The 13,852-nt window shown below is 42.0% G+C and carries 14 protein-coding genes; all 14 read right to left on the reverse strand.

Annotated features, from left to right (window positions below; all coding sequences use genetic code 11):
- The coding region (locus tag AC4MRV_RS07115; RefSeq protein WP_491186739.1) for a co-chaperone GroES at positions 1-215 on the reverse strand (215 nt) is incomplete at its 3' end.
- Positions 216-397: 182 nt separating this feature from the next.
- Positions 398-730, reverse strand: coding sequence for a DUF3135 domain-containing protein (locus AC4MRV_RS07120; protein ID WP_491186740.1), 333 nt, complete (start codon positions 728-730; stop codon positions 398-400).
- Between the two features lie 123 nt (positions 731-853).
- A complete protein-coding gene (gene wecA, locus AC4MRV_RS07125; RefSeq protein ID WP_491186741.1) occupies positions 854-1,924 on the reverse strand; it encodes a UDP-N-acetylglucosamine--undecaprenyl-phosphate N-acetylglucosaminephosphotransferase in 1,071 nt (356 codons plus the stop codon).
- Positions 1,925-2,035: 111 nt separating this feature from the next.
- The gene (gene cysN, locus AC4MRV_RS07130) at positions 2,036-3,442 is read right to left on the reverse strand and encodes a sulfate adenylyltransferase subunit CysN (RefSeq protein WP_491186742.1); all 1,407 of its coding nucleotides are present in this window, start codon (positions 3,440-3,442) and stop codon (positions 2,036-2,038) included.
- Between the two features lie 78 nt (positions 3,443-3,520).
- On the reverse strand, positions 3,521-4,483 hold the full coding sequence (locus AC4MRV_RS07135; RefSeq protein WP_491186743.1) for a DHH family phosphoesterase: 963 nt from the start codon (positions 4,481-4,483) through the stop codon (positions 3,521-3,523).
- Between the two features lie 2 nt (positions 4,484-4,485).
- Complete coding sequence (gene cysC / locus AC4MRV_RS07140) at positions 4,486-5,115, reverse strand: adenylyl-sulfate kinase (RefSeq protein WP_491186744.1); 630 nt, start codon at positions 5,113-5,115, stop codon at positions 4,486-4,488.
- On the reverse strand, positions 5,115-6,023 hold the full coding sequence (cysD, locus tag AC4MRV_RS07145; protein ID WP_491186854.1) for a sulfate adenylyltransferase subunit CysD: 909 nt from the start codon (positions 6,021-6,023) through the stop codon (positions 5,115-5,117). Before cysD ends, cysC begins: the two co-directional genes overlap by 1 nt.
- An 81-nt stretch (positions 6,024-6,104) precedes the next feature.
- Entirely contained in the window at positions 6,105-7,838 is a 1,734-nt protein-coding gene (locus AC4MRV_RS07150) for an SLC13 family permease (protein WP_491186745.1), read from the reverse strand.
- A 49-nt stretch (positions 7,839-7,887) separates the two neighbouring features.
- Positions 7,888-8,538 (reverse strand): ABC transporter ATP-binding protein, encoded by a 651-nt coding sequence (locus tag AC4MRV_RS07155; protein ID WP_491186746.1) that lies wholly within the window; start codon positions 8,536-8,538, stop codon positions 7,888-7,890.
- On the reverse strand, positions 8,535-9,188 hold the full coding sequence (locus tag AC4MRV_RS07160) for a hypothetical protein (RefSeq protein WP_491186747.1): 654 nt from the start codon (positions 9,186-9,188) through the stop codon (positions 8,535-8,537). Before AC4MRV_RS07160 ends, AC4MRV_RS07155 begins: the two co-directional genes overlap by 4 nt.
- 24 nt (positions 9,189-9,212) lie before the next feature.
- Positions 9,213-10,094 carry a GT-D fold domain-containing protein gene (locus tag AC4MRV_RS07165; protein ID WP_491186748.1) on the reverse strand — a complete coding sequence of 294 codons (882 nt, stop codon included), beginning with the start codon at positions 10,092-10,094 and terminating at the stop codon, positions 9,213-9,215.
- Positions 10,091-10,885: a sulfotransferase gene (locus AC4MRV_RS07170; RefSeq protein WP_491186749.1), complete on the reverse strand. Its 795-nt coding sequence runs from the start codon at positions 10,883-10,885 to the stop codon at positions 10,091-10,093. Before AC4MRV_RS07170 ends, AC4MRV_RS07165 begins: the two co-directional genes overlap by 4 nt.
- Before the next feature lie 19 nt (positions 10,886-10,904).
- The gene (locus tag AC4MRV_RS07175; protein ID WP_491186750.1) at positions 10,905-12,950 is read right to left on the reverse strand and encodes a glycosyltransferase; all 2,046 of its coding nucleotides are present in this window, start codon (positions 12,948-12,950) and stop codon (positions 10,905-10,907) included.
- 130 nt (positions 12,951-13,080) lie between these two features.
- Positions 13,081-13,851: a hypothetical protein gene (locus tag AC4MRV_RS07180; RefSeq protein WP_491186751.1), complete on the reverse strand. Its 771-nt coding sequence runs from the start codon at positions 13,849-13,851 to the stop codon at positions 13,081-13,083.
- Position 13,852: the final 1 nt, after the last annotated feature.

Raw genomic sequence — 13,852 nt, forward strand, 5'->3', positions numbered from 1 at the left:
CCGTAACCTTCAGCGAAGATAACCGTGTCGCCAACTTTTACGTCCAACGGTAGCACTGTACCGCTTTCTAGAATGCGGCCTTTACCTACAGCTAGAACTACGCCGCGAGTCGATTTCTCTGCAGCAGAACCAGTTAGAACGATGCCACCAGCTGACTTAGATTCAACTTCTTGGCGCTCAACGATAACTCGGTCGTGTAATGGACGAATATTCATCGGGTGTCTCTCCTGAAAATTTCCATGTTTGATTTGATAAACGGCTTTCAAAGCCTTGTGGTAACTATATGAGGGACGGATTAACTAAACCCAAGGGGCAAGGAAAGAAAATTTGTGATCGAGTTCAGAGATAGAGGAAAGCAAGACAGGGATAAAGGAAATATGAGCACAACTAACGCCCACTACCTCCACGAATCAAAAGGAATAATCTCTGCACTTTTTTGAGTGTTTTCACTCCCATCAGAGTCAATGATGTCCTGAAACTTGATCATCTGAGAGACGAGCTCTCTCATCAATAACACATTAGCTTGGTTAGGATTTTTACAGCTATCAACCACGCGGTCGATGTGACTTTGCTGCGCCCAAAGCCTATCTTGCATTTCATTGGACGCTGACAAAATCAACTCTTCACACATGTCTTGCTTAAATTGACGAAATGCTTCTGGATTTTGCTGCGCTAGTTCAACTAGCTCATCAAACGGAGGGAGGGTTTGGTTAACTAATGGTGAGCTCATATTACCTCCTCAAAGAACATGTTTTTGATTATTCTATCAACATACCTTCAAATAATAGGTTACCAAGAGCTGGGGCGTAGACGTAATAAACAGCACTCTCAAAAATAAGACAAAGAAATACAATCAATTTTCAGCTTGAGTGAATCTGTTAGTCAAAAATTGAATGAGGAGTACAAAGCAACAGTAACCTACAAACAGCGCTAAAAAAAGCATGAAAGATGTCGAGTCAGCGACTTGATAGATATCTAAAGAAATACCGAATAAAGCAACTAGAAGAGCCATTCCACTTACTGCAAGTAGCACAATTTTGGAAGGTATACCGTAAGCAATGAGCACATGGTGAATATGCGTTCTATCTGCTGTAAATGGAGAGCGCCCTTTTACGATCCGCCTTAACATCACCAACGCCATATCCATGAGAGGAATAGCAACGATCCACAAAGCGGTAACAGGCTGCATTGAGCGTGTCGATTGATGGCTAGTTGTCATTTCTTGAGTCGCAAATACGAGTAACCAGATAATCGTAAAGCCCACCAAAAAACTGCCTGCATCACCCATGAAAACCTTGAGGTGAGACTTAACTTTTAAACCTAAGTTAAAACAGACATACGGCAGCATTGCGATAATAAACAACACACAGAAGATACTCGCCTTAGTATGACCAGACAGATAAAACATACAGCCTAGGCTAGCGATAGCAACAGCTGCGAGTACTCCAAGCAGTCCATCAATACCATCCATCATATTAAACGCTGTAACACAACCGATTACTGCAGCAATGGTAAAAGGCAAAGACCATAATCCAAGCGTAATTTCGCCACTCCCAGTTAAGTTTCCCAAGCCAGTAAGTGCAATACCTTCCGCCAATACTAACCAAGCCGCAACTCCTGCAATAACGATCAGCCGCTTTGTTGCACTTATATCGAGCTTATCATCGAGCAAACCGACAAAAACAAGCAATGTCGAGAAAGTCGTATACTCTAACTGATGCATGAGCAAGTCAGGCATTAGCAATTCAAGCATCCAAATCCCTAGCAGAGTAGATATACCTCCAACTAAAGGGATATGACCATTGTGTGATTTTCTTTGATTAGGAACGTCAACGAGATCTAGCCGAATGGCTAAAGGCCGTAATACGGACAAAGAGATAAAAGAAGTGGCAAAGATAACAAAAGCCGTAAACATCATGTCCATATAATGAAACTTGAAACCCGTTGAAAAAAGAATGTTCGATACAAGAGTAAAGGTACGGTATAAATCAAATACACTCCAATAGAAAAGTGGCACCGTGTGCCGCTTTTCACATTAGATTTCCGCACAACCCCATTCAGGGTAATGCTTGCGAATATATGCATTCAGCTCAATTTCAGACTGAGAGTAATGACGGACATGATCGTGCGCATCACCCACCGCATAAACCATACCCGCACCGACGGTGACGTTTGTATAACGGTCAATCACAATGAAAGCACCTGTTTGCGGTAAAGTTTGATACTCATCTACGGCGACTTTATCGTTCAGTGTAATAGAAGTCAGTGCAATTTCGTTTAAGTCTAACGAGTCACTCTGTTCAGCATGCTTCTCTAAGGTATTCACATCCACTTTATGAACTACTTCAGTGATGCGACCAGCACATGATTTCGTCGCAAACTTGAAGGTGTATTCTTTGTGTGTACGAAGTGGATTTTCATCCATCCACACAATGTGACTTTCTAGCTTATTCGTTACTGCAGGCTCATGCCCTGAATGGACAAGCATATCACCACGAGACACGTCGATCTCATCTTCAAGTGTAATAGTAATCGCTTGACCTGGATAAGCTATTTCTAGCTCGCCATCATGAGTGTAAATAGTCTTAATTTTAGACGACTTACCTGATGGCAATGCTGAAATTTCATCACCAAGCTGTACAATCCCAGAGGCCAAAGTGCCACAGAAACCGCGAAAATCAAGGTTAGGTCGGTTTACATATTGTACAGGGAAGCGCATCTGCTCAAAATTTTTATCTTGGTCTATTTTTACCGTTTCAAGCAGCTTCATCAAAGTCGCACCTGGGTACCAATCCATATTTTCACTTGTCGTGACAACATTGTCCCCTTTCAGTGCTGAAATTGGCACAAAACGAATATCATCGATATTAAAGTTCTTCGCCATTTCACGGTAATCTGCTTTGATCTTCTGGTATACCTCTTGGCTGTAATCCATTAGGTCCATCTTGTTAATTGCAACAATAATGTGCTTGATGCCTAACAAAGAACAAATATAGCTATGACGACGAGTTTGAGTTTGAATACCGTAACGCGCATCCACCATCACGATCGCCAACTCACACGTTGAAGCGCCAGTTACCATATTGCGGGTGTATTGCTCGTGCCCTGGAGTATCCGCAATAATGAACTTACGTTTACCTGTAGAGAAGTAACGATAAGCGACATCAATCGTGATGCCTTGCTCGCGTTCAGATTGTAGGCCGTCAACTAATAGAGCTAAATCAAACGCTTCATCAGTGGTATTAAACTTTTGCGAATCTTTTTCAATCGCCGCCATCTGATCTTCATAAATCAACTTGCTATCATAAAGCAGGCGACCGATCAGTGTTGATTTACCATCATCTACGTTACCACAAGTAAGGAAACGAAGAAGGTCCTTGTTTTCATGCATTTTCAGATATGCTTCGATATCCTCAGCAATTAAATCTGATGAATGAGACATGATAAAATCCTTTCATTACGCGATAAGAGCCAAGGTGTAAAGTTCGTCCTTTTCCTCAGCCTCACGCCTCAAATTAATTTAAGAGTAGAAACTCTCTAACTTTTGAATAAATTCTTGTTTAGCGGAAGTGGGCAACTGATTAATACCTGCAGCTGCTTTTCGACCACCACCGGTTGCAAATTGCGTACACACTTCATCTGCACCAGTACGATTATTAAGTGGTGCGCGAACACTCACTGTGTAATCTTGCTGGTTTTGATTAAGCGTTAAAACAGCATGAGCTTTGTCTGGAGATTGATTCGCCAATGCATTCCCGAATACACCACTAATTCGCCTTGCCCACGCTTCGCATGGCAGTTCATAGACTTCCGCGATATCACTATTCTCTAGTGGATTTAATACCGCTAAGTACGCACTGTCGGCTTCATAACCTTGTTTTAGTAAGTAGTATGGTGACGCCTGATCTTGGATCAGTTCAAACGGCGAGGCATATTGCATTAACTGAACAAAAAGCTCCGCCGGCGGGATATGTAAATCCTCAACCGTTGCACCATAACCGTTATAGTTAATTAACGTACCAAGCTCTTTGAGAAATTCTCGTTGCTCTGCATTTAAACCCACTTGGTCCGCCAGGACCTCTGCGCTAGCAAATAAGTTATCACCGTAAGCACCAGCCACAGCCCACTCTGCATAACGACCAGCTAGATGTTTATTGATAAGCAAACTAGTACAAATCTGAGCATCTAAGTTGACCAGAGCAGTAAAATTATTTGCTTGCGGAACTTCACCTGTGCGATGGTGATCACAATAAAAAACCGGAATATCATGTTCAATCAACTCATAAAGAGCATCGGTATTTTTCTCCATTGAGATGTCTAATACCGTCACACCACTGACATCTGATTGGGCCGCGACTTGCTTAAGCAGTTTGATATCACGTTTTACGCCAGTAATTAACTTTGACGTTTTAGGCTCTGCTTTACGCAACTGAAGCAAGGCAATAATGCCATCCGCATCCCCGTTGAATACATCGTAATGCATTATTAAATATACCCAAGTTGTTGTAACTGATAAACGACAGCTTCTGCACACTCTTCTATAGACATATTCGCTGTTTCCACATGGATCTCAGCCTTAAGTGGCGCTTCGTAGGCCGAATCAATGCCAGTAAAGTTCTTGATCTCACCAGCACGGGCTTTCTTGTACAGCCCCTTTGGATCACGTTGCTCACAGATCTCTAAAGGAGTATCGATAAACACCTCAAGAAACTGGCCTTCCGCCACTAATGCCCGCGCTTGCTCACGGTCAGAAACAAACGGTGAAATAAACGCAGTCAATACCAGAGTACCGGAGTCAACAAACAGCTTGGCCACCTCACCAATGCGGCGAATATTTTCAACTCTATCTTTATCACTGAATCCAAGGTCTTTATTTAGACCGTGACGAACATTATCACCATCAAGCAGGTAACTGTGTTTACCCAAGCTAAGTAGTTTGCTTTCTACTGCATTTGCAACTGTCGATTTTCCCGAACCACTCAATCCAGTAAACCAAAGCACAGCTGGTGTTTGACCTTTCAGTGATACTCTATCTTGATGCGTTACTGTCGTGTTGTGCCACACCACATCATTGCTCACTGAGTCGTTGTCTTTGCGCTCGTAGGGAGTAGACATTAGAAATAACCTTCGCGTTTTTTCTTCTCCATCGAACCTGCGCTATCGTGGTCAATGGCACGGCCTTGACGCTCTGAAGTCGTCGTTAGAAGCATTTCTTGAATGATCTCTGGTAGCGTTGTGGCTTCAGATTCTACCGCACCTGTTAATGGGTAGCAGCCAAGAGTACGGAAGCGAACCATTTTTTCTTCAACCACTTCGCCCTCTTTAAGCTCCATGCGCTCATCATCAAGCATAATTAGCATGCCATCGCGCTCAACAACAGGACGCTTAGCTGATAGGTATAGACTCGGGATTTCGATACTTTCTAAATAGATATATTGCCAAATATCAAGCTCTGTCCAGTTTGAGAGAGGGAAGACACGAATGCTCTCTCCTTTGTTCACTTTACCGTTGTATACATTCCAAAGCTCTGGACGCTGATTTTTTGGATCCCAGCGATGGTGTCCATCTCGGAATGAGTAAACACGCTCTTTCGCGCGAGATTTTTCCTCATCACGACGTGCACCACCGAAAGCAGCATCGAAACCATGCTTATCTAATGCTTGCTTTAAGCCTTGAGTTTTCATGATATCTGTATGCACTGAACTGCCATGAACAAATGGGCTGATATTCATTTCTAAGCCTTCTGGGTTTTGGTGTACGATCAACTCCATACCCAGTTTTTTCGCCATGTAATCACGAAACGCAATCATTTCCTTGAATTTCCATGTCGTATCAACATGCATCAATGGGAATGGAGGAATCCCTGGTGCAAAAGCCTTTTTAGCAAGATGTAGCATGACGGAAGAATCTTTACCTACCGAGTAAAGCATAACCGGGTTATCAAACTCAGCGGCAACTTCGCGCATAATATGAATAGACTCAGCCTCTAACTGTTTCAGGTGAGTCATACGTTTTTGAGATATCTTCATTCAAAATTATTCCATTGATTGAAAAGCGCTAGGGCCAAAGAGTTTGGCTTGCTAAGTATTCCATGCCTATATCTATTAAGAGTATCCATAGATAAGAGCAATGCTACTAACTGTAATCACTCCAAAAACAAGGCTCACAGGTAAACCGAACTTAATAAAATCAGCTAAACGATATTGTCCTGCATTATAAACCATCAAGTTGGTTTGATAACCATAAGGACTAACAAAGCTAGCACTAGCACCAAAAGCTACTGCCATAATAAATCCGGTTGGATCGACGCCAAGACTACTCGCCAACCCTATCGCAATAGGGAACACCAGAGCTGCCGCCGCATTATTAGTGACGAGCTCCGTCAACCACCAAGTAACTAGGTAAACCAAACACAACCCCAACAAAGGAGTAAAGCTATGTTGGTGATGAACTATCACCGAATCTAACAACTCTGTAGCATGAGTATTTGTTAATGCATACGACAACAACAAAGCTGATGAGATGATAAGCCAAATCTGAGTTGGCAAACGCTGTAAAATCTCATTAGGTTTTAACGTATTGGTTAAAAGTAATACACCTAAAAACAGTAACAAACTCTTAAAAAGTGGAACTAAACCCAAAGCAGACAACGCAATAGAGGTAACAAAACCTAACACAGCCAACCACTCTTTGTTTGGAGTGAGAGTGCGTTCGGTTTCGACACCACTCACAAAAAAGAAGTTCTTATTTAAATTGTGTCGAGATTTAAAGTCTTCACCTACTGCCAACACTAAGTAATCACCCGGTTTTAAGGCTACATCGCCTAACTTACCCGAAAGTCTCTCCCCATCACGCTTAATAGCAACCACTGCCGCGTCAAACAACGCACGGAAACCCGCACGTTTTAGAGTTTTACCTACCAAAACACTTTCAGGTCGGACAATCACTTCAGAAAGGTTATCCAGCGGTAAGCCATTTTGGTTAGCAAAAAACTCTAGCCCCGAGAATTGATTGAGCAAGGTGACTTTTTTTATGTCGCCACTAAAAAGCAACCTATCACCTTGTTGTAAGACTTGGGATGGAGAGACAGGCGAGATGAGATGCCCCCCCCTTTGTAATTCAACAAGAAATAGTGCTTCTAAGTTCCTCAGTCCATTATCTTCAATAGAGCGACCGATCAAGGAAGAATCCGCCATTACTTTAGTATCAATAAAGTAGTCGGCAATTGCTTTGGTATGCTCAACTCGATTAGGCAACCAACGGCTTATAATGAACAGAGTAGAACCACACCCCACGACTAAAAATGAGCCGATAAAAGTAAAGTCAAAAAAGCCCAATGCTGGCAAGCCAGACTCTACCACCATTGAGTTCACAATAAGGTTCGTTGATGTGCCAACAAGCGTTAATGTACCGCCTAGAATGGCTGCATAAGACAGAGGCATAAGCAATCGGCTAGGTGCATGGTAAAGGTTTGAGCGTATCGGGGCCAACATGGCAGAAACGACAGCGGTATTATTAAGTACCGAGGAAGAAAGCGCACTAAAGGTAAATAAATTTAGCCAAGAATGGAGATAGCTAGGACGAATCACATAATTGGCAATTTGGCGTAATATCTTAGTTTTTTCCAGTGCAAGTGAGCACACCATCAACAATATAAGTGTTAGAACCCCGGTATTAGCAAAACTCGCGACGACTTGCTCATTAGTAACAAAGCCACAAGCAAATAGTACTAACAATAAAACACCAAACACTCTTTCAGGTTTGGATTGGAACTTAATCAGACCCGCTATCGTAAGCACGAACAAAGCGAGTACAATGTAGGAGGGTTCAAAGTTCAAAGTTCAAAGTTCAAAGTTGAGGTAAAGAGGCTATCTTGGTAACTTTCCACTAAAGCTTCTCATATATAGTCAAAGCATCTTCTAGATCATCGTAAAACGTCAGCTCACCTTTGTGTAAGATAACTGCACTATCACAAAACTGGCGAATCTCTTTCGTGTCATGACTAACCATGATTACGCTAGCGGTTTTACTCTTCTCCAACAAGGCATTTTTGGCCTTTTGCCTAAACTTTTGATCTCCTACTGAAGTCGCTTCATCAATCAGATAAACGTCAAAATCGATAGCAACACAACAACCAAATGCTAAGCGAGATCGCATACCACTCGAGTAATTTTTTACCGGAAGATCATACTTAACGCCAAGTTCTGCAAACGCCTTAACCTTTTCCTCATACTCGTCTAAGTTGGCAACGCCATTCACTCGACCAATAAAGCGGGTATTCTCACGCCCTGTCATTTGAGGGTGAATACCTGTAGCAAGAGCAACCGGCCAAGAAAGCGCCTTGTCTGTGACTACTTTTCCTTTATTTGGGTACTCACTACCCGCCAATATACGGAAAAGTGTCGATTTACCAGCCCCGTTTGAACCGAGCAAAGCGACATTGCGCCCTTCAGGAAAGGTGAAAGATATATCTTGGAATATATATTGATTCCCAAGTCCCGAAGGGTAGTACTTAGTCAAGCGATCTAATTTGATCATTGTTTCGCTTCACAAGATAAACCTTCGAGTTGCTGCTCATACTGAGCTACCTTCGAATTAATTAGAGGACCTTTAGGACGAGCTTGCTGTGCAACGCGCATCACCTTTAAAGCCAACTTAAGATCAATATCTTCTAGCTTAATAGCTTCATCTCTTAAGTAATCAATATCTTCATCATGCTCTACATCCTCTATAGTCACCGTGTTTACATCTAAGTAAGGCTGCGGCTTGATATGCAGAAATGAATAACATCGATTAACCAAAGCATCTAACTGATGCTGCTCGATAGAAGTTAAGAGGGTAAGCATTTGCTGTTTTTTCTCATTGCTTGCACTAATAGCCAAGCAACCATCTGCCAGTGATGTAACCAAACGGCTCCTACGTTGGCACTTGAATAACGTTTGAGAGTCTGCAGTTAGCTCTACCAGTTCACCTTGTAGACTTGAAGAAACAGCTGAGTTAAAGCCATCTTCACTTACGCCAAAAGTCCAACTTTTATTGAGATCAGGAATATTGAGTGTTAACCCCTTCACTCCATTTAATATTGAAGTGTCGGGCAGAACAAAAGAAAGAGCTTTCACTAGAGCTTTTTTCTGTATGCGCTTCGGAATAATTGTAATCGCGGCAAGAAGGAATCGTTTCTTAATCATTTATCATCCCTAGTTAAGTTTAGTTTAGCTAACCACATTTAGTCTCATTGACTCATCTACCACAGCGTCTTTTCTACCAAGCCCAGTCCAGCTGTCAAACACGGAACCAATATCCAACGCAATGCCACCTTGAGACTTTATTTCATGGCAATATAATTTACCCAAATAGCCGCCAGCAACAATGTAAACAGCTCCACGATAAGGGACAGATATCGATGTAAGCACCCGTTTGTATTCATGAGGAAAATGAAGCTTATCAGACTTCATAAAGCTTTGATGACCAGGTATTTCAATGTGATGACACTGCTTTAAGTTAAATGCTTGTTTAAGTTGGTCTGTATTGTTTGTATGGGACACAACTCCCAAAAAATCTAAACCACTTAGCATGGGCTGCAGTAAACCTTGCTTATGCATCGCCTTAAAAATAAACAAATCAAATAACTGGCATTCTTGTTTTTTTAAGTTATCCACCACTTGAAGAACTCGGGAGTTAGCTACTCTTGGGTGTATGTTTTGTCGTGATAGGGGCTTACGAAAATGAAGATGACTAGGAACACCCAACACATCGGCAGAATCTAGTGCCGTATGTAAAAAGCCAGAGAGGCAGCTTACAGAACTCGCTAACCACTGCTTCCCAAATTCCGCTTTTAGTGCAGGTACAACCTTACGTCCAAACTGATACGCCAATACTTCACTAAGTAATACGTTGTCATTAAATAGCTGTGGGTAAGCAAGTATACGCCCCTCTCCATCACCAAATCGAACCATGGAGAAAGGTTCTCGGCTTCGAATTTTATTGGTAAGCAGGTTGCTTAAGCGTTCAGCCTCTGAGAATGGCTCTTTAGGGAACATCTCTTGTGAGAGTAAACGCCCTTTCTGAACCAGAGCGTATTGCTCAATGTTCACGATTTTAAACCACCAAACAACGCCATTACTTTCTCAAGCCCCTCTTGGCCAAGCTCTTCAAGTAAGACTTTATTCATTCTCGCCAAGGTAGGTGCATCTAATCCCTTTTGAACCGATGTACCACCAACTTTATGTTGTACAGTATTTATCATCGTTGGCGTTAAAGGTGTCGATACGAAGTCGCATACTTGCTGCATTTTAATCTGACTCGTTTCAGGGTTAACGAAATCTTCATGTGCAAGCACTAATGCATCCAGCTTTTTAACTTTTTCGGCATCTAAAAAATCTTTCATATTATTGGCCCAAAAGCGAATTGGCTGAAAGGGTCCTGCGAAGTTTTTATGGAAATCTGTGCCTAACAACGACTCATAGACATCGTAAGGATTACGGTAGTGAAAGATAATCTTACAGTCGGGAAACAACTGTTTCATCATTTCTGCATGCTGATAAGCATTTTGACGAACTTCCTTAAACCCCCAGCGTCTCTTACCAAACTTGATCAACTCACTGGCATAGGTTGTTTCAAAGAATGCACGATAGCCTTGAATTAAACTATCGACTTCTGGGTTCAGCACAGGGCTCCATGCTCTTTGAAACCCTTCTTTTTTCACATGCTCTTGCTGCCACTCAACCGATTTAAAGTGGTTGAGTGATTTATTAAAGGCGGTATGAAATGGCAATAAAAAGTTGGGCTCGCCCCAAATCAAGAGTTCATCCGAAGTATTGAGAAATCGCTGAACTAGTGTACTACCAGTTCTCCAACATGCAGAAAAAATAAAAACCTGACTCACAAAAACTCTCTTAATTTAATCAGAATACATTTAATAGATGTGCGGACACTTCTGAGGTACGGAACGCTCGATTAAACAGCACTTGCTGTTGCTGCTTCTGCGCTAACCAATCGGTATCGCTACTTAATAGTTTAAGCAACTGCTCTGCAAAAGCATGGGGACAATTGTACCCTTCTAATCCATGATCTTGTGCATTTACTCCTTCAAGACCAATACTAGTAGATACGACTGGCGTTCCAAAATAGAACGACTCCACCAATTTCCCTTTGACCCCTGCACCGTGCAATAATGGTAATACGTTTACACGTACTTGCTGATATAGTTTCTCTAGCTCTTGATCAGAAACAAAACCATGAATAACAACATTCTCTGACTCAAACGCTTTAATCGAATCTGGCATTTTACTACCAACGATGTGAAACTTGGTGTTTGGAGATTGAGACTGCACATGTGGCCACACCTCTTTCAAGAACCACAGTACGCCTTCTTTATTTGGCGCATGATTAAAGCCACCCACAAACATAAAGTCTTGGCGTTGTTCGAAAGAGTTTTGTTCCGAATATTGATAAGTTCGCGGATACAAGAATAGGGGAACTTGTTCTACTTGGCAGCCTATCTGTTGCTGTTGTAGATAAGACTTTTCATCATGAGAAAACGTCAAGCCAACATCCACTTGGTCAAAGATAGCGAGCTCTTTCTCTTTCCATTCACTTGCAGAGCGTTTCGTTTCTTCACATTGATTGAGTTCAGCAAAACGGCCCATACGCCAATGGTGCAAGTCGTGACATTGATAAATGACCTTCGCTGAGCTGTGCTGCTTAATAAAATCGAGATATTTAGGTGCAATATGAGGACGGTGAAGATAGACCACATCAATAGATGAATGGTTAGCTAAATACCAACCTTGCCAATTATTTGCATAATTGTTGCCATAAAGCACTTCAACCCCCATTTGCTCAAGCACTTCAGTATAAGGTTGATGAGGGTAGAAGTTATCACCAACAAACTTAACGTTATAGCCCTGTTCAACAAAGAACTGTACATACATAAAAGTAGAACGAGAGCCGGCATCTTGATCAAACCATGGAACATAGTGATCAATAATCAGAATGGTTCTTTTATCAAGGCTTTTATCTCGAGACAAAAAGACACCCTGACCGTTCGGCATATGAGAAGCCGTTAGCTTGTCCTGCCACTTTTGACGAAATTTCTTTTCGTTAACCCGTTGATAAGCTTTCAAGCCAGTTGTTGTACTCGTACCATGACTCTTACCTTCAAAGTGTGTCACAACTGACTTAGGCTGATAAATGACTTTATAGCCTTTATGTGCAAGCTCAAAGGCTAAATCTGTATCTTCGTAGTAAGCTGGAATATAACGGGTATCAAATCCACCTAACTCTTGCCAACATATTTTACGAATTAAAATGCTTGCACCAGAAATGTAGTCAACTTGCTTTAGGTAGTTGTATTCTGGCTTAGCTGGATTATCACCATTGCCATAGTTCCAAGCCGAACCGTCACGCCAGACAATGCCTCCCGCCTCTTGTAGGGTACCATCAGGGTAAACTAGCTTAGAACCCACCAATGCAACGTTTTTATCCTGCTCGGCAACAGAGACTAATGCCTCTAACCACCCTTCATGCACCACCGTATCGTTATTAAGCAAAACGATATAGTCTCCTTTCGCATACTGCGCTGCATGGTTACAATTTAACAAGAAACCTTGGTTCTGTTCCGGGCGAACAATTTGAATATTCTCAAGGTAATCGGCAGCTTGCGATGTTTCATCATTCGAGCAGTCATCCGCTAGAATGATCTCGTAGCTAACATTTTGTACGCTTTTAATGATTGAAGTTAAACACTGAGCCGTGTACTGCCATTGGTTATAAACAGGCACAATAATGGATACAGATACCTGTTCAAATTGTGGTGCAATGATCGGAAATGTGACCACTTGATTGTCTTTATCAACAAAGTATTGTTGAGGCGATACAGAGCTAGACGAATCAAAGTACTGCTTTAACTGTTTTTGAACTGAGAAATACTCGCGGACTTGACGGGCCACATCACTGAGAGGTTCATTTTTTATAAGCCTCAGAAGCGTTTTTAAGCGCTTTGGTGAAACTGACTGCAAGACAAGCTTAAGCTGGGAGGACAACGTTGAATAATCGCTCAAACTAATACCTACTCAAACATTAGCGACGAGAGAAGAAACGACGGCGCTTTTTCTGGGGTTCACTAAATTCAATCGTATTAATAGCGATCCCTAGTTTACGCTCATCTCCAGAGACACCTAACTCTTTAGGCGAGTATGTGTTAGGCAGTTGAATTGCTAATAGAGTTTCATCTACTTTGCCCTCTGATTTAGGCAGATCCGCGATGAGACAATCGAGCGTTCCATCAAACATAATTCGAGTTGGTACTGAGTTACCATCAACCAATAACTGAATTTGTGGCTTTATTTCATCTTGAATGGCACTGACTAAACGTACTTTCACCTGCATTTTTTGAGCGCGAGAAACTAACGCGCTAAATCGAGTGACCTTATCTGACATTGTCCAGCGGTAGCTTAGGCCAGTGTCGGTCAATTCTGCATCCCCCATATTGGCGTTACTGGCAAACGATTGAGTATTGAGAATAACCTGCTTAGGAAGGCTCGGCAGTTCAAGAGGTTTCGCTTTTGGTGCTTCTACAGCAACAGTGTTCATCATTTGGTCGGCCACATCACGCTGAATATGTAGCTCTGAAGTAAGCACGGTTTCTACAATCTGCATACGAGCATTCAGTTTGGCTAACTGCTCCGATACACGATCAATCAGAGCTTCTACAGCCGTTTCTTCGTTCTCTCGACGAACAATATGCTGATTGATATCTTGTTTTATTTGTGCAGCCTCATTAGACACCATGGCTTGAAAATGTTTGATGTCTGACAAAATACGCTCTTTATTTTTACTAGCGCTTTTCATT

This window comes from Vibrio sp., assembly GCF_984391705.1.

What these genes read in the sequence shown, in the direction of transcription:
- AC4MRV_RS07120 (WP_491186740.1), bottom strand. Translation starts at nt 730, where the DNA reads ATGAGCTCACCATTAGTTAACCAAACCCTCCCTCCGTTTGATGAGCTA.
- wecA (WP_491186741.1), bottom strand. Translation starts at nt 1,924, where the DNA reads ATGGACATGATGTTTACGGCTTTTGTTATCTTTGCCACTTCTTTTATC.
- cysN (WP_491186742.1), bottom strand. Translation starts at nt 3,442, where the DNA reads ATGTCTCATTCATCAGATTTAATTGCTGAGGATATCGAAGCATATCTG.
- AC4MRV_RS07135 (WP_491186743.1), bottom strand. Translation starts at nt 4,483, where the DNA reads ATGCATTACGATGTATTCAACGGGGATGCGGATGGCATTATTGCCTTG.
- cysC (WP_491186744.1), bottom strand. Translation starts at nt 5,115, where the DNA reads ATGTCTACTCCCTACGAGCGCAAAGACAACGACTCAGTGAGCAATGAT.
- AC4MRV_RS07155 (WP_491186746.1), bottom strand. Translation starts at nt 8,538, where the DNA reads ATGATCAAATTAGATCGCTTGACTAAGTACTACCCTTCGGGACTTGGG.
- AC4MRV_RS07160 (WP_491186747.1), bottom strand. Translation starts at nt 9,188, where the DNA reads ATGATTAAGAAACGATTCCTTCTTGCCGCGATTACAATTATTCCGAAG.
- AC4MRV_RS07180 (WP_491186751.1), bottom strand. Translation starts at nt 13,851, where the DNA reads ATGAAAAGCGCTAGTAAAAATAAAGAGCGTATTTTGTCAGACATCAAA.